The sequence below is a fragment of the Chryseobacterium sp. SSA4.19 genome, assembly GCF_022601875.1.
In the GTDB taxonomy this organism is placed as follows: Bacteria; Bacteroidota; Bacteroidia; order Flavobacteriales; family Weeksellaceae; genus Chryseobacterium.
On sequence record NZ_JAKVIP010000001.1, the window covers coordinates 77,014 to 99,935 of the forward strand.

The following is a 22,922-nucleotide window of genomic DNA, read 5'->3' on the forward strand; positions in this document are numbered from 1 at the left end:
TGAAGCTATTGATCAAGGTTATTAGCAGTTGCATTTAACTTTACATTACTTAAGTACTAAAAAACTTTTGTGACTTTTATAGTTAAAAAGTTCAAACCGTTACAACGGTTTTGCTTTCAGCAAGCTGTCAGAAGAAATAACTTTTGGCTTGATGGAAGCACCGTCTTTTAGGGTACCCAATCCTACATATACTATTTTTTCTCCGGGCTGTAAGCCTTCAGAAATAAAGTAGTAATTGTCAGTTTTCCCTGATATTTTTATCGGTTTACTGGTGACTTTTTGGTCTTTACCAACCACGTACACATATGTTTTATCCTGAATTTCAAACGTGGATTCCTGTGGAACCACCAAGGCATTTGAAATCAGTTGTGGCATACGCACACGCCCGGTATTTCCGGTTCTCAGTGTTCCGTTCGCATTCGGGAAAACCGCACGAACACTGATAGCACCGGTAGTTTTATCAAATTGTCCGTCTACGATGCTCATTTTTCCTTTTTCAGAATAGATACTGTTGTCTGCAATAACCAGCTCTACCATCGGCATATTTTTCAGCTTTTCCTGTAAAGTAGCACCAGCATACTTATTTTGGAATGCAATAAAATCAAGCTCACTCAAAGAAAAATAAGCATAAATTTCGCTGATATCTGACAGTAAGGTCAACGGATTCGGGTCTGTTTTTGAAATCAGGCTTCCTTTTTTATGAGGAATTCTTCCGATATAGCCGCTTACGGGAGCGGTGATTGTGGTAAATCCTACATTGATGCGGGCTCCTCCAACAGAAGCTCTGGCCTGTGAAGCTGTAGCTACTGCAGCAGCATAATTGGCTTTTGCGGTTCTCAGCTGTACATCAGAAACTACTTTGGCAGCTACTAATGGCTGAAGCCTGTCAACCTCTACTTTAGCTTTCTGAATATTGGCGTTAGCAACCTGTAAATTAGCGTTAGCCATATTCATCTGTTCACCATAGGCTCTTGAGTCTATTTTGAATAAAGGCTGGCCGGCTCTTACGTAAGCACCCTCTTCCACGTAAATTTTATCAAGGTAACCGTCTACCTGCGATCTGATTTCCACATTATTTTTTCCTTCCAGTGCAGTTGGGAATTCCTGATATGTGGTCGCAGGAGAAGTAATTACGGTATAAACGGGAAGTTCTGGAGCTGGAGGAGCGGCATTTGATCCTTCGGCAGCCTTGGTACAGTTTTGTAAAAGAATCATACTTGTAATCAGCATAATAATCTTTATTTTTCCGGATATTTTCATTGTAAGTTTAAGTTTAATAAAGTGTTAATTTTAGTAATGATGTTTTTAATTCATATTCTGTTAATTTATCTAACAGTGTTAATTTAAAGTTAAAAAAAAGGATATGTAATGGTAATCAGATTTTATTTTTTCATAGTTAGAAAGTTTAGAAGGTATTAAGAATGGATAATATAAGGGTGTGTTAATATTACTAACGGTGTTAATTAGAAATTAAAATTTATTTTAGTCTTATGTATTATTATAAATTGTTAGATGTGACATGGTGTTATAATTCCTAACGGTGTTAATCTTAAATTCAAAAAAAATTTACAAAGATTTAATGAACGCGGAAACGGTTTCGTCTAAAGTTGTTTTGTTCATGGTTGAAGGAATATCATCGTTCCTCATCATCATGATAGAAATTAAACCGTGTACTGCTGAAAATAAAGCATGGGACGAGTGACAAGCATTGTCTGTATTCGAGCCTTTCTTTTTTATAATTTCATAGGTACAATCATACAGCATATCCTGAAATGATGAAAATTCTTCTTTCAGCATGCCTTTTCCGCTGCACTGCATTCCCAGACCGAACATCAGCTGATAATATTCTTTATTTTTAAAGGCGAACTGCCAATAAGCATCTACAATAGCTGTAAGCTGATCTTCGGGAGTATCGTGCTTTTTCTGTGCTTTCAGCAGTTCTATATGCAGCTGGTGGAAGCCGTTTAATGAAATCTCAAATAAAATGGCTTCTTTATTTTCAAAATAGTCATAGACTACAGGTGCACTGTATTCAATAGCATCAGCAATCTTCCGGATCGACAGAGAAGCCCAGCCTTCCGTTTTGGCCAAAGAAAAGGCCGCGTCCAGAATATTGGCACGGATGGATTCTTTTTCTCTCTGGCGACGTTCGTGTAAGCCCATGATATTATTTAACTAACAGTGTTAGCAAAACTACAAACTTTTAACCGTAACTTCCAAAACAATTTTTAAATTTAACATTTAACGGAAGTTTATAAAATCTCAGACCTGCTATTAATAAAAGAAATTTCTATCTTTGTATACAAATAAAAAATTTATGAATACGCCCTCGAAGATGATCGATTTAGGAACAAAAGCACCGTTTTTTGAACTTCCGAATCCCTCGAAAAGTAACGAAATCCAGTCATTGGATGACCTGAAAGGAGAAAAAGGTACTTTGGTGATCTTTATGTGCAACCATTGTCCGTTTGTACTGCATGTTATTGATAAATTACATGAGTTGTATGAAGACTACAATGAAAGAGGGATTGAATTTATAGCAATCAATGCCAATGATGTAGAAAAATATCCTGCAGATTCCCCTGAAAAGATGATTGAATTCCAGATTGAGAGGAAATTTGATTTTCCCTATTTATACGACGAAAGCCAGGCAATTGCCAAAGCATATGACGCAGCCTGTACACCGGACTTCTTTTTCTTTGATGAAAAGCTGGATCTTATTTACAGAGGACAAATGGATGATTCCAGACCGGGAAACAATAAAGATGTGACCGGAGAAGACCTGATCATTGCTTTTGAGAATCTTTTATTGGGTGAGCCGCAGGAAGAAATCCAAAGGCCGAGTATGGGATGCAATATTAAATGGAAATAAACTTTAAGTAATAGAAACAACAGAAGCCGTCAGTTCATGACGGCTTCTTCATTTTTTACACAAAATAATTCATATTTTATTTAAGAAAAGGATTATGCTGTTTCTCAAAACCGATGGTCGTGGGATTTCCGTGGCCTGAAAAAACCCGGGTTTGATCATCCAGAATAAAAAGCTTATTTCTGATGCCTTCTATAAGCTGTTCATAATTGCCTTTATAAAGATCAGTTCTTCCAATACTGCCTTCAAACAGAACATCGCCGGAAATCATAAATTGCTGGCTTTTATTGTGAAATACAATACTTCCCGGAGAATGGCCGGGAACATGATAGATTTTGAATTTTTCCCCGTCAAGACTCATCTCATCACCTTCATTAATATATTCAATATCTGCTGTAATATGGTTAAGCGTCATTCCGAATCTCATCCCGCTGATCTGGAACATGTCAAGGACTTCCTTATCATCCCTGTGCATGGTTACCGGTACTTTATAGGTGTCGACTGCCCACTGCAATCCCAAAACATGATCAATATGAGCGTGAGTTAACAGTATTTTTTCAATCTGTAGCATGTGCTCCGTAATGAATTCCTGGATAATTTTGGTTTCCTGGTCGGTCATATTTCCCGGATCAATCAGCCACGCTTTTCTGTTTTCGTTGTAGAGGATATAGGTGTTTTCGCTCGCAAAATTAAATACGAAGGTCTGGATCTGAAGCATATTTTCATTTTAATGATGACAAATTTAGTTACAATACTTCTTTTTACCTCATAAGATTGTATTTAAATACAGCAAATGTTAAAAAACAGATGCCGTTCAATAAACTGTACGTCTTTTATGGTTTAGCATTGAATTTTCTTTATCTTCGTCATAATGAAAACTTTGCAAATATTTTTACTTTCTTTAAGCGGATTGGTTTTTGGGCAGAACATCCAGAGCATTCAGCTGTTCAATCCCCAGACGAATGATGAAACGCCGGTTATTAATTTTAATCAGCAGCTGGTGTTAAGCTTTGATGACCTTACCAATTCCAGTGAAATTTATCGGTATACCCTTAAGCATTATAACAGGAACTGGGAAGAAGACAATCTTTTTTTTACAGAATTTGCCAACGGAAGCATGAACGGCCTGCTGGATAAATTCCAGTATTCTTTCAATACCCTCCAGGCCTATACACATTATAAGCTGAACTTTCCGAATGATAAGATCCAGCCTAAAATTTCGGGAAATTTTGAAATTATCGTTTATAAGGATTCTGCAGAAAAACCACTTTTTAAAAGAAGATTTTATCTGGTAGAGGATGCAGCAACCTTGGCGGTAGGAGTTTCCAGATTTGCTGATGCCCGAAATCCTGATGCCAACCAAAGAGTTGAAGTAAAAGCAGTTCCCAAGGGAGGAGATCTTTCTTCCAATGTCAATTCTATGACACTGAATGTAATACAGAATAATAATCCCAATGTTCGGGTAAATAATCTGAAGCCGAGTACGACAATGGGAAATCAGCTGCTGTTCCAACAAATGTCGCTGGTGTTCCCCGGTAATAATGAGTTTTATTATTTTGATAATAAAAATATGAACATGGCTGCTGATATGGTCCGGGCAACAGAGGTGAAAGAAGGCGTGAATAATACCTATCTTCACCCGGTGTGGGCTTTTCCATTGAACTATCAGTATCAGCCGGATGTAAACGGAGCTTGGTATTACAGAAGGAATGATCTGGGCAGGGAGAGAGATGCGGAAAGAGAAGCAGATTATTCATGGGTATATTTTTCACTGGATTCTGATCCTGTAGACAAAGAAATTTATGTATTGGGAGGATTTAATAATTTTCAGCCTTCTAAAGAAAATCAGATGCATTATGATGAGGCTGCGAAAAAGTATGTAGCAAGAATATATTTAAAACAAGGATTCTATAACTATATTTTAGCTACAAAAAATCCTGACGGAAGCCTGAATTTTGGCGAAGTAAACGGAAATTTCTGGCAGACGGAAAACCTGTATCAGGCATTTTTATATTATGCACCTTTCGGAAGGAATTATGACGGATTAATGGGATATGGTGAGTTCAGGACACCGGTAAGATAATGCAGATGAGCTGATTCTTTAAAAGCAAACTAAAATAAATAGTACAGTTCCAAAAAAACCTCCTTAATGGAGGTTTTTATACTAAACAAAATAAAATTCGTTGAGTTTTTCTTCGCAAAGTGTTTTTACTACTTCAATCCATCGGTCTTCATCATTCAGGCAGGGGATATAATGGAAATTTTCGCCTCCGGCATGAGTAAACTGATGCTTTCCTTCTACGGAAATTTCTTCTAATGTTTCCAGGCAGTCAGAAACGAAAGCCGGACAAACCACTGCAAGGTTTTTGATTCCTTTTTTAGGAATGGTTTCAAAAGTTTCGTCGGTATAAGGCTCAATCCATTTATCTTTACCCAATCTTGACTGGAAAGATACGATCACTTTTTCTTTAGGCAGATTAAGTTTTTCAATCACCGTTTCAGTGGTTTTAAAACACTGATGGCGGTAGCAGAACTGGTGGCTCGGATTGTTGTCACGCGTACAGCAGTCGTTTAGGTTACAGGTTTTAGTGGGATCGGTTTTATAAATATGCCGTTCCGGAACCCCGTGATACGAAAATTGCAGGGCATCAAAGTTTTCAGGAAGCTTTTCCCTGATGCTTTCCGCCAGGCAGTTGATATAGATTTCCCGGTTATAGAAAGGCTGGATATAGTTTATTTTGATATTTGGAAATTTCTCTTTTCTCACCTCTTCTGCTTTATCGATCACCGTTTCCGTAGTGCTCATGGCATACTGAGGATATAAAGGGAAAAGCACAATTTCTGAGACACCTTTGTCAACAAGTTTCTGAATTCCGGCTTCTATACTCGGCTGCGCATATCTCATCCCGATTTCTACAGGTACATCTACCAGTTTTTGTAGCTTCTTCTGAATTTTTTCTGTAATGACAATCAGCGGAGAACCTTCGTCCGTCCAAACCGTTTTATAGGCAGCAGCTGATTTCGGAGGTCTTGTATTTAATATAATCCCACGTACCAGCAGGGCACGGAAAATCCAGCGGTAATCAATGACCTTTTCATCCATCAGGAATTCGTCCAGATACTCTTTTACGTCATTTACTGCAGTTGATCTGGGAGATCCCAGATTGACTAATAAAATTCCCTTCATAATTTAATTAAGATTTCTCACTCGTTCATCAATTGCCGGACCGTATTTTTTCTTTAGGCGCAGAATATAGAGTTCCAGCGCCAATTGTTTTTCCTCTTCGGTTATGCCTAAAGATTTTCTATACTGATTCCCTTTTTGAATAGCTAGTTGTGTAAATAGATTTTGATACTCTTCGTCAGTATCATAGATGAATTGTTCCCCCTTTGATTTCTTTATTTCATCCTGAATTTCTTTGTCAAGCTCATAATAGTTATGAAAATAATAGTCGAGAAAAGTAACATTTTTTCTGTCTAGTTTTTCCAGAATTGCGTCCATTTTCTGAATGCTGTCTTTTGCGACACCCATTTCCACGAGGTCATCGTGAATTCCATCATTAAGCTTCTCTTCTTTCTTACAGGAAAAAAGAACAAAGAAGATCATTAAAAGAGAAACCGGTTTCATGAATGATGGTTATCCGTTGACAGCTTCCACTCTTTCTACCAAATCCGGAACAAATTGTTTTAAAATATTTTCAATTCCGTTTTTAAGTGTAGCCGTTGAGCTCGGACATCCGGAACATGCGCCCTGAAGTAGCATTTTTGCTGTTTTGCTTTCCTGGTCGTATTCCATTAAGGAAATTTTTCCACCATCATTTTCCACGGCAGGTGCTACATATTCATTTAGAATATCAGAAATTTTCTGCTCGTCATCTGTATAATCTCTGTTAATGATTTTTTCAACAGGATTTTCATGTTTCTGGGCCTCGATGTTTGAAATCTCACCACCGTTCTGAAGATACTCTGCAATTAAAGCACGAACGGTCATCATTACCTGATGCCATTCTACCGAATCATCTTTGGTTACCGCCACGAAATTATCAGAAATAAATACTTCTTTTACAAAATCAAATTCTTTATAAAGAGCCTGTGCCAAAGGAACACCTTCCGCTCCTTCTCTTGATTTTACTTCAACAAACCCTTCCAATAATAATTTATTGGAAACGAATTTCATAACATTCGGATTAGGAGTCATCTCAGAATAAATCTGATACATTTCCTTTTTCTTCTGGAGGTAAAGCCTTGGATTAGCCAGCAGCTCATCTTCAATTACATTCTTCAGACTGTCTGCTACATGCTCCCATTCCACAGTGTCCTGCTTGGCAACCGCTACAAAATTAGCCGTAATGAAAATTCTTTCCACAAACGGATAATTGAAAAGCTCCTGTGCCATAGGAATTTCTGAAATATCTGAATCTCTGTCCAACTCTAAAGATCCCGGAATCAGATTGTAATCTGCGACAAATTTCATCACTTTCGGGTTTTCAGTCGGCTCTATAAGTATCGTACGCATTTTTTCTTTAAATTTGAGATGACAAAAATACGCAATTAGAAATTAGAAGCTTGAAGTGGAAGTTAGATTTTTGCTATGAGTATCATTTAAAATGATAAAGCGACATTCATTTTTAATCCATCTTGCTTTTTAAATATTCAAATTAAGACTTATGGCACTTATAAAAGAACTTTTAGGCAAAGCACCTCAGATCGGGGAGAATACTTTTTTAGCAGAAACCGCTACCATCATCGGAGACGTTACGATGGGAAAAGACTGCAGCATCTGGTATAATGCCGTCATAAGAGGTGACGTTCACTATATCAAGATGGGGAATAAAGTAAATGTTCAGGATAATGCCATGCTGCATTGTACTTATCAGAAACACCCTTTAAACATCGGGAATAATGTATCTATTGGTCACAATGCCATTGTTCACGGTTGTACCATTCATGATAATGTGCTGATCGGCATGGGTGCCATTGTAATGGATGCCTGTCTGGTGGAGGAAAATTCCATTGTGGGAGCGGGTTCTGTGGTAACCCAGGGAACGCATATCAAATCCGGAGAAGTCTGGGGAGGTGTGCCTGCAAAGAAGATTAAAGATATCAATGCACAGCTGCTGGAAGGAGAAGTCAACAGAATTGCAGATAATTATGTAAAATATTCATCTTGGTATAATGACAATGTAAAGCCTGTTGAAAATTAATATTCATCAGATATCATCATTAGAAAATTGAAAATCAGCTTCAGCAGATATTCTGCTGAAGCTGATTTTTATATTGAAGAACTTTACATAACAGGAATTATTTTATGAAGTAACAAGCTCTGCTTTTCCGTTGACACACTGAATAGAGGCGGGCGGCATAATCATCATACAGTCGGACATAATTCCGTATTTCTGATTGAACGCTTTTACTTTCTCGGTATAGTCATTGATCTTGGCCAGAATGGTTGTTTCTATTTTCTTAGGATAAGCAATAAAGAACTGAGGTCCACCGCAGGCTTTGGCACCCATTGGGGCAAAAGTCCATTCGCTGGCGTCAGTACATTTTTCTTTAGAGATTTCGGATTCAATAGATGTTTTCAGGAGATCCAACTGCGCCTGATCATATTTCTGGCTGTTTTCGTCACGCGGGCGTTCAGACACATCTTTCGGGAGATTGGCATCAACATTCTTCGTTGAAGAGCAAGACGTCACAAAAAGAGCTACGCAAACTGTCAATACAGAAATTTTCATAAATTATTTTTTCTCTTATTACGCAAAAGAATTTCCAAAACCTATGCCAAGGTAAAAATTTACATTTCATTTTCGTATTTTTGACGACGATGAACAATCATTTTTTTGACTTAATAGAACACACCAGCAGAAGCGTATTTTTAACGGGAAAAGCAGGGACGGGAAAGACTACGTTCCTGAATGATTTCGTAAAAAAGACGAGAAAAAAACACATTGTTGTAGCTCCGACAGGAATTGCTGCCATCAATGCGGGAGGCGTTACCATTCATTCGATGTTTGGCCTTCCTCTCAGGACTTTTTTGCCCACAAATGAACGGATAGACACCAGCGTGGCTAATAATATTGCCGACCTGATGCCGCATTTTAAGTACCGCAAGGATAAACTTAAGCTTCTTCGTGAAGTGGAAGTGATTATTATTGATGAGGTTTCGATGCTGAGGGCAGACGTTCTGGATATGATGGATTTTTCATTACGGTTTATCAGGAGGAATAGCCAGCGGTTCGGAGGGGTTCAGATGCTGTTTATCGGAGATCTTTATCAGCTTCCACCGGTGGTAAGAGACGAGCACGTTTTAAAAACATACTATAATTCCCCGTTCTTTTTTGACAGCCATGCCATCAAGGAGATTCCTTTAATCACCATCGAGCTGACAAAAGTCTACCGCCAGTCTGATGAAAACTTTTTAACAATATTAAATGCCATCCGCGACGGTGATATTGCGAATATTAATTTTGATCACTTAAACGAAAGATATGATCCTGAATTCAATTCCGGGGATGAGCCATACGTTTATCTGTGTTCACATAATAAAATGGCGGATGATATCAACCAGCAGAAACTGGATGAAATTAAAATTTCCCCCAAAACTTATGAGGCTAAGCTTTTTGGTGAGTTTAAGGAAAATCAGTTCCCGAACGAGCAGTTCTTAGATCTGAAGATCGGCGCTCAGATTATGTTTATCCGGAATGATATCTCCGGTGAGAAGCGATACTTTAACGGGAAGCTGGGTGAAATTTCTGCTCTGGATGAAAATGAAATCAAAGTAATTCTTGATGGAAGCGAGCGGGAAATTACCGTGAAGCGGGAAGTATGGGAACAGAAAAAATATTTCCTGGATACAGACAAAAATATCAAAGAAGAAGTACTTGGAAGCTTTGAGCAGTTTCCGATAAAACTGGCGTGGGCGGTAACGATCCATAAAAGCCAGGGACTGACGTTTGACAGGGTGATTATTGACGCAGGAAAGAGTTTTACGGCTGGACAGGTGTATGTGGCCTTATCACGGTGCCGGACACTGGAAGGGATTGTTTTAAAATCTAAAATAACGCCTGAAGTTATTTTTAAAGACAACAGAATTCTTAAATTCCAGGGTGAAACCCATGCCAATGATCATGTGGAAGCGATCCTCAATAAAGAAAAATACGATTACAGCATCAGGAAAGTGCTTCGTACAGTGGATTCCCAATGGCTTTTAAAAGAAGTGGAAGATTGGAATAATCTTTCAATTGTTACGAAAAACCTCGATCATCTCAAAACAAAACAATTATATCATCAGTTAAAACCTGAAATTGTAAACCTCGGAAAGATCTTTGAAAAACTGGAAAGAATAATTTTTCAGAAAGTCACTAATTTTATTGAACAGAAAGAAGAATGGTTAGAAATCGAAGGCAAAACTAAGGGTGCGGTTAATTTCTTTTTTACTGAAATCAGTGATAAGGTGTTCAGTCCCTTAAAGGAATTTTATGCCGAAATAAAAGGGGCAAAAGGTTTAAAACAATATAATGACGATTTCCGGGTCTGGCTTGAAGATATTGAAGAATACCTGAACAGCTTAAAGGAAATCCATTTGCTGGAAACCAAATTGCTGGATGAGAAAAATGATAAGGAAGTCAGCATGAAAATTGCAAAAGTGCCGTCTCAGGTCCTTACTTTCCAATTGTTTGAACAGGGAAAGACAATTGGGGAAATTGCATTGGAAAGAGGTCTGGTGAAAGAAACGGTCATCGGCCACCTGGCAAAATTTGCAGAACAGGGCTTATTGGATATTTCACGCGTGATTACTTCAGATAAAATCAAAGCATTTGAAGAGCAGTTTTATAAAAACCCTAAAGAAACATTAACGGAGTGGAAAAATGTACTGCCTAATGAATTTGAATTCAATGAAATCCGTATTCTGATTAATCATTTTAATTATCTGAAGGAGAAAGGGAAATAAAATAAAAGCGGATTCAATCATTTTGAATCTGCTTTTATTTAAATACTACTGAGTTTTCTTTTGTTATTATCCCAATACCAGGTATGCCGACCTTTGTCCATGAATTCAACTTCGATATTTTCAATTTCATTAAATTTAATTTTATCTGTTTCAGCAAATTCAATTATTGTAAATTTTTTTTCATTAATACTCTTAGAGTCAACCAGTTTTAAATAGTCATCAATAGAATTTTTATCGATCATAATTTTTCCTCCTCCAAGCCAATGTCTGTTGTGCCCGTTTTTCTTGATTCCTGAAATCCAATATTCTTCTCCGGTATCGATATCAAAATGATTCGCATTGATTCCCGGATTTTTAAGTTTTTTTAAAGCTTTACCATTAAAATACACAGTTTGTCCGGATTTTGAAAATTCTACAAAACCAATCCAGGCAGGTCCGTGATGACCGGAAGATTTGTTTTCGATGTACATGATTTTGGTTTTCATAATTCTGAATAATTCATAAATATTAATAAATTTAGAAGTAAAACATATTAATACTGTTTAAATTTTCTAATAGTTTTTTCCTGAACTACACTATCAATCCTATCAATTACAAAAAGTAACTAATGAATTTTATTAGTTTTATATTTGCTTAGTTTTTGAAACTAAAATAAATAATATGAAAAATTTTGAAATATCGGTATTGGATCTTGCTCCCGTAAAACAGGGGAAAACTGTTCATGATACTTTTCAGGACAGTTTATCTTTAGCAAACCATACTGAAAATTTAGATTATAAAAGATTCTGGCTTGCCGAGCATCATAACATGGAAAGCATTGCCAGTTCCGCTACTTCGGTTTTAATCGGTTTTATCGCCAACGGAACAAAAAAAATAAGAGTGGGATCGGGCGGAATCATGCTTCCGAACCACAGTTCACTGGTTATTGCAGAACAGTTTGGGACTTTAGAATCTCTTTTTCCCGGAAGAATCGATCTTGGTTTGGGACGGGCTCCCGGTACGGATGGATTAACGGCTCAGGCCCTGGGGAGAAATCCTGCGATTATTAATCAGCAGTTTCCAAGACAGATTTTAGAATTACAGAAATACTTTTCTAAAGATAATAAGGATGCTTTAGTTCGTGCCATTCCGGGAGAAGGCCTGGATATTCCACTGTACATTTTAGGATCCAGCACAGACAGTGCTTTCCTGGCTGCAGAATTAGGGCTTCCGTACGCTTTTGCAGGACACTTTGCGCCGGAGCAGATGGAAATGGCATTTAATATTTACAGACAGAATTTCGAGCCTTCACAATATTTAGACCAGCCATACATCATTGCGTGCGTGAATGGAGTAGCCGCAGAAACTTCGGAAGAAGCCCATAAAATATCAACGACTTTATTCCAGGCTTTCATTAATATCGTAAGAAACGACAGGAAACCTTTCGCTCCGCCGGTAGACAATATGGATAATATCTGGTCGCCGATGGAGAAATCAATGGTATTGCAAAAGCTGAGATATACTTTTATAGGAGATCAGACGGAAATTGAAGAAAAATTGAAAAGTTTTCAGGAACAGTTCAATGTAGATGAACTGATGATCAATTCCCATATTTACGATCATCAGAAAAGACTGGAGTCTTATCATATTTTCAGAAATGCCAAAGACTCTGTATTGAGCGTGTAACAAACCGTTTATATAAATTGGGAGATGCGTTTTTTTATAAGTATCTTTGCCAAAATTTAAGTAAAAATGTCCGATATTAAATTAAATACTATTCCGGAGGCTATCGAAGACCTTAAAAATGGTAAAATAATCATAGTGGTAGACGATGAAGACAGAGAGAATGAAGGTGATTTTCTTTGTGCAGCAGAACTCACCACTCCTGAACTGATCAACTTTATGGCTGTTCACGGGAGAGGGCTGATCTGTATGCCGCTTCCTGAAAAGAGGTGTGACGAATTAGGGCTGGATGTTATGGTAAGCCGCAGCAGTGATCCTAAAGAAACTGCTTTTACGGTATCTGTTGACCTTCTCGGAAACGGAACTTCTACCGGAATTTCTGCCGGTGACCGGGCAAAAACAATCCTGGCTCTGATGGATGAAAAATCCAAACCGACCGATTTTATGCGTCCGGGCCATATTTTCCCGCTTCGTGCAAGAAAAGGAGGTGTTTTAAAAAGAGCCGGACATACGGAAGCAGCTATTGATCTTACTTGTCTGGCAGGTTTAAAAGAAGGTGGAGTGATCTGTGAAATCATGAATGAAGACGGTACGATGTCTCGTTTACCTGATTTATATGCATTTGCACAGAAACATGACATGAAAATTGTTTCGATCGAAGATCTGATTCATTACCAACTGAAGAAAGGAAACCTGATTGAAAGGATTGAAGAAAGAAAAGTAAAAACCGCTTATGGAGAATATGATTTCTTTGCTTTCAGAGAGACTTCCAATGAGCAGATCCATTTTGCACTGACAAAAGGAACATGGGCAGTAGATGAGCCTGTTCTAGTAAGAGTCCAGTCTTCAGATTCTTATTTTGATGTATTGACAAGACTGAATAACGGTGAGAAACCGTTACTGGAGAAAGTAACTCGTATGGTTAATGAAGCTGGGAAAGGAGCTATTATTTTTATCAATAATGTTTCCAGTTCTGAAAATACATTAAGAAAATTACAGCAGTTCCTGAATTATCAGGACGGTCAGCAACAGCATCCTACTTTAGCCTACAATTACAGGGATTATGGGATCGGGACCCAAATTTTGAAGAATCTGGGCATTAACAAGTTTAAAGTGATCACTCAGAATACAAGCATCAAACCTCAGGTGGCAGGTTACGATGTTGAGGTAACAGAGATGGTACAACTATAGAACAGAAATAAATAATTCGCTTCGATTTCAATTTTGAGATTCAATAAAATTGACGAAGAAGCCCCTTATTGTGTTGACAATTCATAAAAATGGCCTAGTAGACTACTCAGGCCATTTTTATTTCGTCATAATTCCTGAACCCATTAAGGAAGTCTTTGATATTCATTCTTTTCTTACCTTCCAGCTGCAGTTCAAAAGGAGAATAGATTCCGTCTCTGGTATAAATTTTAAAATCATTTTTAGAAATTTCGAGGCTTCCTGCGGGCTGTTCATGTTTTACAGTTTGAAAAGTACCGGCAAATATTTTAAGGCCCTTTTCCTCTTCTCCTATTTTTAAGGTTGTGAAGGCGGTAGGATAAGGTGACATTCCTAAAATAAACTGATGGATTTCTTTTGAGTTTTTAGACCAGTCAATTCTGGTGTCTTCCTTAAATATTTTAAAAGCATTTTTAGGCTGCCCAACATCAGGCTGTGGTTTCTCAATAATTGAGTTTTCAGCTAATCCGTCCAATGTTTTTACCACCAGCTTGGCTCCCATTTCCATGAGCCTGTCATGAAGGCTTCCGGCATTCTCATCAGGTAAAATCATTAATTCTTCCTGAAGCAGGATATTTCCTTCATCTATTTTTTCATTGATAAAAAAAGTGGTAGCCCCTGTTTTCTCTTCACCGTTGATAACAGCATAATTAATAGGAGCTGCTCCTCTGTAATCCGGAAGGAGAGAAGCGTGAAGATTAAAAGTTCCCATTTTAGGCATTTCGAAAAGAACTTTGGGCATCATTCTGAAAGCAACCACTACAAAAACATCGGCATTCAATTTTCTCAGTGCTTCTAAAAATTCAGGATTTCTTAATTTTTCAGGCTGGAAAATGGGAAGGTTATTTTCTGCTGCAAAAATTTTTACCGGCGACTGGGTGATCTTCTGTCCGCGTCCGCTGGCTTTATCGGCAACGGTGACTACGCCTACAATTTCATGATGAGAATTGTGTATAGCTTCCAGCGATGTCTTGGCAAATTCCGGAGTTCCTAAGAATACGACTTTTAATGATTTCATGGCACAAAGATAAGGTCTTTATTAAAAGTTTAAAATTAAATACGACTGGCAGGTTATAAAAATTATCCGTAAAAACAATCAGATGGTGTAAATGATTTGCCACTATGCCAATGCATATGTTCTGAAATTCAGCATTTTTACTTTTCCGGAATCAAGCAGAAAAATCAGGTTTTCCAGGATGTTTTCTTTAGCATGATAGCTTAGCTGGATGGAAAGCTCTTCAATGGTTGAGGGGCCTTTTGCCAACAGGTTAATGATCTGGTTTGAAATGTTTTTACCGAAAATAGACTGCTTGTTTTTTTCACACACTGAACACTGGCCACAGTTCTTTGATTTTTTTTCTCCGAAATAGGTCAGGATCAGTTTCATTTTACAATACTGACTGTCCTCAACGTAAAATTTCATTTCTTCCCATTTCTGGATTTTATTTTTTTGGATGTGTTCAAACAATTTCCAGTATGCAGAATTATTTACCCTTTCATCTCTCGGTTTTAAAAATTTAATGCTCGATAAAGCTCCGTCAACATATTCTATATAACCTTTTTGCTGCAGTTCTTTTAATCTTTCTTTTATTAGATGGATACTGACCGCGATTTTATTGCTTACCTGCTGCTCGCTGAACATCACTTTATGGGTAGTGATTCCGGAAACCGTACGAAGCATCAATTCAATAAAATAAGCATCCTTATGAGGCAATTGGTCAATTTCATGGGCTTGCATCAACAGCTGTAGTGAAGAAAGGCTTTTATGATCATTGAAATAAATAATTTCTTGGTTGTGAAGGAAATTTAAAACATTTTTAATTTTTGCATTTGATAATTTTGTAAAATTCTGAATACCCGCTGCGTTGAGTTGAAAAACCTTCTCCGGCATCTCAAATTCTGCTACCTGGAAAATAGAGTAGAGGTAAGTAATGATCTTTAAAAATTCAGCTTTATTAGGAATCTGGTTCTTTAAGATCTGGTCAAAATTTATAATTTCCTGCTTATTCCACAGCAGGAAAGCAAAACTGTCTTTGCCGTCTCTTCCGGACCTTCCGATTTCCTGATAGTAATTTTCAATAGAAGGCGAAGGGGAATAGTGAATAACAAAGCGTACATTATCTTTGTCAATTCCCATTCCAAAAGCATTGGTAGAAATAAGGACATGCCGGTCACTGTTATTCCAAATGTTCTGTTTGGCATTTTTTTCTTTTGTCGTCAGGCCTGCATGAAAGAAATCTACATTCTTCATCTGCTTTTTAATTAAAAACTCGGTAAGCTGTTCAGCTTCTTTTCTTGTTCTTACATATATAATTCCTGATTCTTCCGTAAATTTCAGGATGTCATAAATTTTCTGGAATTTGTCAGAAACTTCTTCTGTGAAAATCCTTATATTTTCTCTTTTAAAACTTTTTTGAAAAACTTTAGGGTCTTTGAGTTCCAGTTTTAATTTAATTTCCTCCAGGACCTTTGGAGTAGCGGTTGCCGTTAGTGCAAGGCAGGGAATCTTCGGATTGTTTGTTCTGAAATTTTTTATATTCTGATAGCTGGGACGAAAATCCTGGCCCCATTCTGAAATACAGTGTGCCTCATCTACCGCAATAAATGATAACTGGATTTCTTCAATATTTTGTAAAAACTGTTTGTTTGTCAATCGTTCCGGCGAAACATAAAGCAGCTTTGTCAATCCTTCTTTACAGCGGTCATAAATACCTTCTGCGTCATATTCGTCCAGTTCGGATGACAGGTATTCGGCTTCTATCCCTCTTGCTTTCAACTGGTTTACCTGATCTTTCATTAATGCCAAAAGTGGGGAAATGATTAAGCAGGTTCCTTCTTTCAATAATGCCGGTAACTGATAGCAGAGCGATTTACCGGCTCCTGTAGGGAGCAGCACAAGTGTATCCTTTTCATTAATCACAGAGTCAATGATCTCTTCCTGTGAATCGCGGAAATGATCATATCTCCAGAAATACTGTAAGGTTTTAAATTTTAGTTCTTGAAAATCTTGCTGGGAAATCATGGCATAAAAATAATGAAACTATACCAACAAAAAAAGTCACGCACGGCGTGACTTTACTATTTATTAATAAAATTAATTATTATTTAGCTTCGAAGTAAACCCTTCTGTTTGCTCTGTTTTTCCATTCAGGACATTTAGTAGCAGGATCACATTCAGGATATTTAAGGTCTTTTTTACCTCTACCTACTGAATTTAGTTTATCGGATTGAACTCCGTTCTTGATCAGGTAATTTTTTACATTATTCGCTCTTCTTTCAGATAACCTTTGGTTATAAGCTTCGGAAGCTCTTGTATCAGTAGCTCCTACTACCGTGTAAGATCCGGCTGAAGAATTGATATAACTAACAGCATTATTCAGGATAGGGGTGTTAGAAGGTAAAATTCTGTCAGAATTCAAATCAAATTCAATTCCGTCTAATTTTGTTTCTTTTTCTTCTACCGGTCCACCTGTTGCAGGTGCGGTTGTAGGGCATCCCTGGTTTTCTACCGGGCCAGGAACAGTTACACATTTATCGTAAAGGTCGATAACTCCGTCAAGGTCCGTATCAAGAGCCACACCGGCACCATCAACTCTTGCTCCTGCAGGAGTATCAAGCTGTCTGTCCCAGTCGTCGCAAACACCGTCATTATCAAGATCTCCTTTTTTACAAACTTCGATATCCTGGTTTTTATTAGCCAATACATCAAGCTTGTAATAGATTTCCTGCAGTGGGTCATGCCACATTAAATGAGATTCATGTTTTCCAAGTTTTAACGAAACTCCTAAAGTTGCATTGAAGAAATTATCAGATACTTTGTTGTTTGTATTTCTTCCTGCTCCATCAAATGTATCATCTCCTGTAACCACATACATTGCTCTGGCTTCAAGATCAAGTCTTCTGTTAACTTTATATTTAACCCCGGCACCTGCCTGACCAAATAATGAACCAAGAGTAAATGGCTTGATCTCTGTCATCATTCTCTGTCCTGCAGTGGTTTTCTGATAGGCTCTATATGCTAATGTACCAACTCCTGCATACCCGTGTAAAGCCCATCTGTAAGGTGAATGATTGTCCACTCTTCTTAATAGGTTAGAGAAGTTGATGTCTCCCAATACGGAGATCGCATCATACTGTGTTCTACCCGCTATCTGCTGACTGGCCGGAAGGTTTGTCGGCACAGCATCTTTGGTATTGAACCATCCCTGTCTTGTTTCTCCTCTGTCATATTGAATATTGATTCCGAAAGCATGGGTAATTGCTTTATCAATACTTACATAAGCAGAATAACCAAAAACATCTTTTCCATGTTTTATGGATGTTAGGTCTGCGTGCTGCACTAACGGCACCCCGGCACCTATTGAAATCGCCCAATCATTAAATCTTTTTGATTTATTGGTAAATGGGGAAACATTTGCAGAACCTGAAGAGAATGTATTTGGATATTCTCCGTTTGAAACTACCGCAGTTGAGTCCTGTGCAAAACTTGCTGTAGGTACAGCCAGTGCAAATGCAACAATTGCTAAACTTAATTTCATAGTGTATTCTTTATTTAGTTAATTAAATGATTAGTTATTATTTAGTCGGGCATCCGTTGTTTTCAACAGGCCCTGGAACAGTTACGCATTTATCATATAAATCGATAACCCCGTCAAGGTCCATATCTAATGCAACACCGGCTCCGTCAACTCTTGCTCCTGCAGGAGTATCAAGCTGTCTGTCCCAGTCGTCGCAAACACCGTCATTATCCAGATCTCCTTTCTCGCATACTACAAATTCAGCATCTTTGTTTTCCAAAACATTTATTTTGTAATAGGCTTCCTGAAGTGGATCATGCCACATTAGATGAGATTCATGTTTTCCAAGTTTTAACGAAACTCCTAAAGTTGCATTGAAAAAATTGTCCGAAACTTTGCCTGTAGTTTGATTAGCTGAAGTACTTCTTGCTTCACCGTCAAATGTATCATCACCTGTAACCACATACATAGCTCTGGCTTCAAGATCAAGTACACGGCTTACTTTATATTTAACGCCAGCACCTGCCTGACCAAACAATGAACCAGCACTGAACGGTTTTATTTCTGTCATCATTCTCTGTCCTGCAGTGGTTTTCTGATAGGCTCTATACGCTAAGGTACCAACCCCTGCATACCCGTGTAAAGCCCATCTGTAAGGAGAATGATTGTCCACTCTTCTCAATAGGTTAGAGAAGTTGACGTCTCCCAATACGGAGATCGCGTCATATTGTGTTCTACCTGCTATCTGCTGATTAGCCGGAAGATTCGTAGGTACAGGATCCTTGGTGTTGAACCATCCTTGCCTTGTTTCTCCTCTGTCATACTGAAGGTTTATTCCGAAGGAATGAGTAATTGCTTTGTCAATACTGATGTAAGCAGAATATCCGAAAACATCTTTGCCGTGTTTTATGGATCTTAATTCTGCATGTTGTACCAATGGTACCCCGGCGCCTATTGAAATTGCCCAGTCATTAAATCTTTTTGATTTATTGGTAAACGGGGAAACATTCGCAGAACCTGAAGAGAATGTGTTTGGATATGTATCATTTGAAGTGACGGCAATACTATCCTGCGCATAAGTAGCAATAGGAAGAGCTGCCAATAATAATAAACCTAATTTCATACAGTATGTTTTTAGATTAAATAAAGTCTTTTAATAGTATTCCGGAAAATGTTCTTTCAAACAAGTGTTTCCGGTGTGGTATTTCCAACCTCTTTGATACAAATATCAGACCATTATAAGTGATAATATCAATATCTATGATTCTATCGGTATATCCTCCGTCCCTGGAATCATGTAATCTTCCCATTTTAATTTCGATATTTTTAACAAAATCAAGCAGTTGCACTGGCGAAAGATTTGTTAATATTATCGTTGCAATATTACAAAAAATATTAGAACTTTCAAATTCTACGGGTTGGGACATTAGGAACTCACTTACCCGTATAACTTCATTTCCACCGTCTTTTAACATTTCGAGAGCCATCTCTACATTTTTTTTTTGATCTCCGAGGTTACTTCCCAGTAACAAAACTGCTTTATGTTGCGACATATTGTTAAATGATTGATTTATGAAAAGCTTTTTTAAAAATGTACTGGCAAATATAGTGGCTATTGTCATAATAGGTGTCGTATTTTTCTTCTTTTTCATCATAATGCTGGTCTTCAGCGCTATGGGAAATGAAAAGTCTGTAGTGGTGAAAAAGAATTCCGTACTTACCATTAATTTAAAGACCAATATAATAGACAGTCCCACTGAAGAGCAGAGAGGGCTGTTTGAAATCAGTGAACAGAATAAAAATGTTTTGATTTATGATGCGGTTGAAGCCATCAGAAGAGCAAAGACAGATGATAATATTAAAGGGATCAGTATTGAAGCGGATCAGCTGAATGCAGGGATTACCCAAATCGACGATCTCAGGAATGCCATAAAAGATTTTAAAACAAGCGGCAAGTTTGTCTATGCTTATGGGAATGCAGTTTCGCAGTCATCATATTATCTGGGGTCTGTAGCAGATCAGTATTATCTGAATCCTGCAGGATTAATTGAACTTAAAGGGCTTGCTACAGAGGTTGCTTTTTTTAAAGATTTTGCAGATAAATATGGCATTGGCATTGAAGTGATCCGTCACGGAAAATTCAAATCTGCAGTAGAACCTTTTCTAAGAAATGATATTTCTCCTGAAAACAAAGAGCAGTTAAGCACGCTACTTAATGATATCTGGAAAAATACCTCATCACAAATAGCATCTTCCAGGAAAATTGATACCGCCCAGTTCAGAACAGTGGTTGATAGTTTGTACGGAATGATTCCAGAGCTTGGACTGAAATACAAGTTAGCCGATAAACTGATTCAAAAGACCCAGTATGACCAGTTGATTAAGTCAAAATTAGGAATAAAGGATGATGAAAAAGTGAGTAAGATTTCATTAGGGAAATATATAGCTTCTTATTCTGCTGATGAGAAGTCCGGCGATAAAGTAGCCGTATTATATGCTTCAGGATCTATTAACGGAGGAGATTCTTATAATGATATCCAGTCTGAAAAATACATCAAATACATTAAGGATCTGCAGGAAAATGATAAAGTAAAAGCAGTTGTCTTCAGGATTAATTCTCCGGGTGGAAGTGCTAATGCTTCGGATGAAATTTTGTTTGAACTTCAGCAACTGAAAAAGAAGAAACCGCTTATTGTTTCGTTCGGGGATTACGCAGCTTCAGGCGGATATTATATTGCCATGGCAGCTGATAAAATTTATTCAGAGCCTAACACACTTACAGGGTCCATCGGAGTGTTCGGGGTTATTCCTTACTTTAAAGATATAGCCAATAAAAATGGTATACGTGCTGATATTGTAGCCACTAATGCCAATTCTCAGTATTATTCTTCGTTAAATGGCGTGAGTCCTTATGGTGTGAGCATGATTACGAGAAGTGTAGAAGGGACGTATAAAAGATTTGTCCATTTTGTTACCCAGAACAGGAAACAGACTTTTGAACAGATCGACAGTGTAGGGGGTGGAAGAGTGTGGAGCGGAACCAGAGCCAAGCAGATCGGTCTTGTGGACGAATTGGGGACTTTGGACGATGCTGTAAAGTTTGCCGCTCAGAAAGCCGGTTTAAAATCGTATAATGTGTCTTCTTATCCAAAAAGGATGTCTCCGTTTGAACAGATTTTCAAAGATTTCAATGAAGACGAAATTTCAGCAAGGCTGATTAAAAATAAAATAGGAAAATCCAATTACGAAATCCTTCAGCAAGTGACGGAAGAAAGAAAGCTGCAATCTGAAGTGAAAATGGAAATGCCTTACCAGGTTAAAATGAACTAACTAAATTATATTGTATAAAAAACGGCGGATTTGAAATTTCAAATCCGCCGTTTTTTTATTAGCTTAAAATTTAGGCCTTCCTCGTTGCCATTCCGTAAATCCAGAGAACAATTAGTGCGCCTCCGATTGCCAGAATCCAGCTTCTGAAATTCCAGAAAGAATCTACATCTCCCCAGTGAAGTACATAAACTCCGATTGCTCCTCCGATAAAAGCACCGATAATTCCTAAAATCATAGTGATAAGCATTCCGCCTCCCTGTTTTCCAGGCATTATTGCTTTAGCAAGTGCTCCGGCCAGCAGGCCAAAAATAATCCACGTTAGAATTCCCATAGTCGTAAATTTTTTTAATGTTAATGTGTGATTTAATTATTTGAATTTAAGACAGGGATGACAGACATCATCTCTTCTTGAAGAACGAGTCAACAAATTCCGTACCATTGAATAATTGCAAATCCTGCATCTTTTCTCCGACACCGATATATTTAACAGGGATCTGGAACTGATCTGAGATGCCGATGACCACACCTCCTTTTGCCGTTCCGTCAAGCTTTGTTACCGCTAAAGCATTTACTTCCGTGGCAGCAGTGAACTGTTTGGCCTGTTCAAAAGCATTCTGTCCTGTGGAACCGTCAAGAACGAGCAAAACCTCATGAGGTGCATCAGGAATAACCTTTTGCATTACCCTTTTGATTTTTGACAATTCATTCATCAGATTGATCTTGTTATGTAACCTCCCTGCAGTATCAATAATCACAATATCGGCATTTTGGGCAACAGCACTCTGGACGGTGTCAAAAGCTACAGAAGCTGGATCAGAACCCATTTCCTGCTTTATAATCGTTACTCCAACCCTTTGGCTCCAGATCACCAGCTGGTCAACCGCCGCCGCCCTGAAAGTATCTGCTGCTCCCAGAACCACTTTCTTGCCTTCAGATTTAAATTGGTGTGCAAGCTTACCGATCGTTGTTGTTTTTCCGACTCCGTTTACGCCTACTACCATAATAACATAGGGTTTTTTAGACGTATCAATATTACCTGTTCCTGCATGTGGATTTTCAAGCAAGAGCCCTGAAATTTCTTCACGGAGGATATTGTCGAGTTCATTGATGCCTACGTATTTGTCCCTGGCAACACGCTCTTCAATTCTTTCTATGATTTTGATGGTGGTAGAAGCCCCTACATCGGAGGCAATCAAGATTTCTTCCAGGTTATCCAGGACTTCATCATCTACTTTGCTTTTGCCGACTACGGCTTTTGTCATTTTTTCAAAGAAACCCTGGCTGGATTTTTCCAATCCTTTATCTAAAGTTTCTTTCTCTTCTTTTTTAAAAATCTTTTTAAACCAACTCATCTTATGAATTACGG

General features: G+C 37.9%; 21 protein-coding genes and 1 pseudogene. 7 read left to right on the plus strand and 15 right to left on the minus strand.

Annotated elements, in window-relative coordinates; all coding sequences use genetic code 11:
- Window positions 1–99: 99 nt before the first annotated feature.
- Both MKJ01_RS00330 and MKJ01_RS00335 read right to left on the minus strand, forming a co-directional pair.
- Window positions 100–1,260, minus strand: a complete 1,161-nt coding sequence (locus MKJ01_RS00330) for an efflux RND transporter periplasmic adaptor subunit (protein ID WP_241610854.1) — start codon at window positions 1,258–1,260, stop codon at window positions 100–102.
- Between the two features lie 306 nt (window positions 1,261–1,566).
- Window positions 1,567–2,163, minus strand: coding sequence for a TetR/AcrR family transcriptional regulator (locus tag MKJ01_RS00335; RefSeq protein ID WP_241610856.1), 597 nt, complete (start codon window positions 2,161–2,163; stop codon window positions 1,567–1,569).
- 154 nt (window positions 2,164–2,317) lie between these two features.
- Between MKJ01_RS00335 and MKJ01_RS00340 the strand changes: the two genes are divergently transcribed.
- Complete coding sequence (locus MKJ01_RS00340) at window positions 2,318–2,872, plus strand: thioredoxin family protein (RefSeq protein WP_241610858.1); 555 nt, start codon at window positions 2,318–2,320, stop codon at window positions 2,870–2,872.
- 76 nt (window positions 2,873–2,948) lie between these two features.
- Here MKJ01_RS00340 and MKJ01_RS00345 read toward each other — a convergent pair whose 3' ends face one another.
- A complete protein-coding gene (locus MKJ01_RS00345; RefSeq protein ID WP_241610860.1) occupies window positions 2,949–3,587 on the minus strand; it encodes an MBL fold metallo-hydrolase in 639 nt (212 codons plus the stop codon).
- A gap of 153 nt (window positions 3,588–3,740) precedes the next feature.
- Here MKJ01_RS00345 and MKJ01_RS00350 point away from each other — a divergent pair, with 153 nt between their 5' ends.
- The gene (locus MKJ01_RS00350; protein ID WP_241610862.1) at window positions 3,741–4,952 is read left to right on the plus strand and encodes a type IX secretion system plug protein domain-containing protein; all 1,212 of its coding nucleotides are present in this window, start codon (window positions 3,741–3,743) and stop codon (window positions 4,950–4,952) included.
- Between the two features lie 81 nt (window positions 4,953–5,033).
- On the opposite strand, the gene hemH is transcribed toward MKJ01_RS00350, so the two are convergent.
- The 3 genes from hemH to MKJ01_RS00365 are packed head-to-tail and all read right to left on the minus strand — an operon-like array spanning window position 5,034 to window position 7,385.
- Entirely contained in the window at window positions 5,034–6,056 is a 1,023-nt protein-coding gene (gene hemH, locus MKJ01_RS00355; RefSeq protein WP_241610863.1) for a ferrochelatase, read from the minus strand.
- Window positions 6,057–6,059: 3 nt separating this feature from the next.
- On the minus strand, window positions 6,060–6,497 hold the full coding sequence (locus MKJ01_RS00360; RefSeq protein ID WP_241610865.1) for a hypothetical protein: 438 nt from the start codon (window positions 6,495–6,497) through the stop codon (window positions 6,060–6,062).
- Window positions 6,498–6,506: 9 nt separating this feature from the next.
- A complete protein-coding gene (locus MKJ01_RS00365) occupies window positions 6,507–7,385 on the minus strand; it encodes a NifU family protein (RefSeq protein WP_241610866.1) in 879 nt (292 codons plus the stop codon).
- A gap of 151 nt (window positions 7,386–7,536) precedes the next feature.
- Here MKJ01_RS00365 and MKJ01_RS00370 point away from each other — a divergent pair, with 151 nt between their 5' ends.
- Complete coding sequence (locus MKJ01_RS00370) at window positions 7,537–8,073, plus strand: gamma carbonic anhydrase family protein (RefSeq protein WP_241610867.1); 537 nt, start codon at window positions 7,537–7,539, stop codon at window positions 8,071–8,073.
- A 102-nt stretch (window positions 8,074–8,175) separates the two neighbouring features.
- Here the strand turns inward: MKJ01_RS00370 and MKJ01_RS00375 are convergent, their stop codons facing one another.
- Entirely contained in the window at window positions 8,176–8,604 is a 429-nt protein-coding gene (locus MKJ01_RS00375; RefSeq protein WP_241610868.1) for a hypothetical protein, read from the minus strand.
- Between the two features lie 89 nt (window positions 8,605–8,693).
- Between MKJ01_RS00375 and MKJ01_RS00380 the strand changes: the two genes are divergently transcribed.
- Window positions 8,694–10,820, plus strand: a complete 2,127-nt coding sequence (locus tag MKJ01_RS00380) for a helix-turn-helix domain-containing protein (protein WP_241610869.1) — start codon at window positions 8,694–8,696, stop codon at window positions 10,818–10,820.
- Between the two features lie 38 nt (window positions 10,821–10,858).
- On the opposite strand, the gene MKJ01_RS00385 is transcribed toward MKJ01_RS00380, so the two are convergent.
- Window positions 10,859–11,305: a hypothetical protein gene (locus MKJ01_RS00385; RefSeq protein ID WP_241610870.1), complete on the minus strand. Its 447-nt coding sequence runs from the start codon at window positions 11,303–11,305 to the stop codon at window positions 10,859–10,861.
- Between the two features lie 175 nt (window positions 11,306–11,480).
- Between MKJ01_RS00385 and MKJ01_RS00390 the strand changes: the two genes are divergently transcribed.
- A complete protein-coding gene (locus MKJ01_RS00390; protein ID WP_241610871.1) occupies window positions 11,481–12,485 on the plus strand; it encodes an LLM class flavin-dependent oxidoreductase in 1,005 nt (334 codons plus the stop codon).
- A 66-nt stretch (window positions 12,486–12,551) separates the two neighbouring features.
- Window positions 12,552–13,673 carry a 3,4-dihydroxy-2-butanone-4-phosphate synthase gene (gene ribB / locus MKJ01_RS00395; protein ID WP_241610872.1) on the plus strand — a complete coding sequence of 374 codons (1,122 nt, stop codon included), beginning with the start codon at window positions 12,552–12,554 and terminating at the stop codon, window positions 13,671–13,673.
- Window positions 13,674–13,779: 106 nt separating this feature from the next.
- Here the strand turns inward: ribB and fmt are convergent, their stop codons facing one another.
- The 5 genes and pseudogenes from fmt to folK form a co-directional block, all read right to left on the minus strand.
- The gene (fmt, locus tag MKJ01_RS00400; RefSeq protein ID WP_241610874.1) at window positions 13,780–14,727 is read right to left on the minus strand and encodes a methionyl-tRNA formyltransferase; all 948 of its coding nucleotides are present in this window, start codon (window positions 14,725–14,727) and stop codon (window positions 13,780–13,782) included.
- Between the two features lie 102 nt (window positions 14,728–14,829).
- Window positions 14,830–16,731: an ATP-dependent DNA helicase RecQ gene (locus tag MKJ01_RS00405; RefSeq protein ID WP_241610876.1), complete on the minus strand. Its 1,902-nt coding sequence runs from the start codon at window positions 16,729–16,731 to the stop codon at window positions 14,830–14,832.
- Window positions 16,732–16,810: 79 nt separating this feature from the next.
- Window positions 16,811–18,247: an OmpA family protein gene (locus MKJ01_RS00410; protein ID WP_241610878.1), complete on the minus strand. Its 1,437-nt coding sequence runs from the start codon at window positions 18,245–18,247 to the stop codon at window positions 16,811–16,813.
- A gap of 46 nt (window positions 18,248–18,293) precedes the next feature.
- Window positions 18,294–19,349, minus strand: a pseudogene (locus tag MKJ01_RS00415) (OmpA family protein); the annotation flags it as partial.
- Window positions 19,350–19,365: 16 nt separating this feature from the next.
- Window positions 19,366–19,779: a 2-amino-4-hydroxy-6-hydroxymethyldihydropteridine diphosphokinase gene (gene folK / locus MKJ01_RS00420; protein ID WP_241610882.1), complete on the minus strand. Its 414-nt coding sequence runs from the start codon at window positions 19,777–19,779 to the stop codon at window positions 19,366–19,368.
- 19 nt (window positions 19,780–19,798) lie between these two features.
- Between folK and sppA the strand changes: the two genes are divergently transcribed.
- Window positions 19,799–21,556, plus strand: coding sequence for a signal peptide peptidase SppA (gene sppA / locus MKJ01_RS00425; RefSeq protein ID WP_241610883.1), 1,758 nt, complete (start codon window positions 19,799–19,801; stop codon window positions 21,554–21,556).
- 70 nt (window positions 21,557–21,626) lie between these two features.
- Here sppA and MKJ01_RS00430 read toward each other — a convergent pair whose 3' ends face one another.
- Together MKJ01_RS00430 and ftsY are read right to left on the minus strand one after the other, a co-directional pair.
- Window positions 21,627–21,887: a GlsB/YeaQ/YmgE family stress response membrane protein gene (locus tag MKJ01_RS00430; RefSeq protein ID WP_241610884.1), complete on the minus strand. Its 261-nt coding sequence runs from the start codon at window positions 21,885–21,887 to the stop codon at window positions 21,627–21,629.
- Window positions 21,888–21,954: 67 nt separating this feature from the next.
- Window positions 21,955–22,908, minus strand: a complete 954-nt coding sequence (ftsY, locus tag MKJ01_RS00435; protein WP_241610885.1) for a signal recognition particle-docking protein FtsY — start codon at window positions 22,906–22,908, stop codon at window positions 21,955–21,957.
- Window positions 22,909–22,922 lie beyond the last annotated feature (14 nt).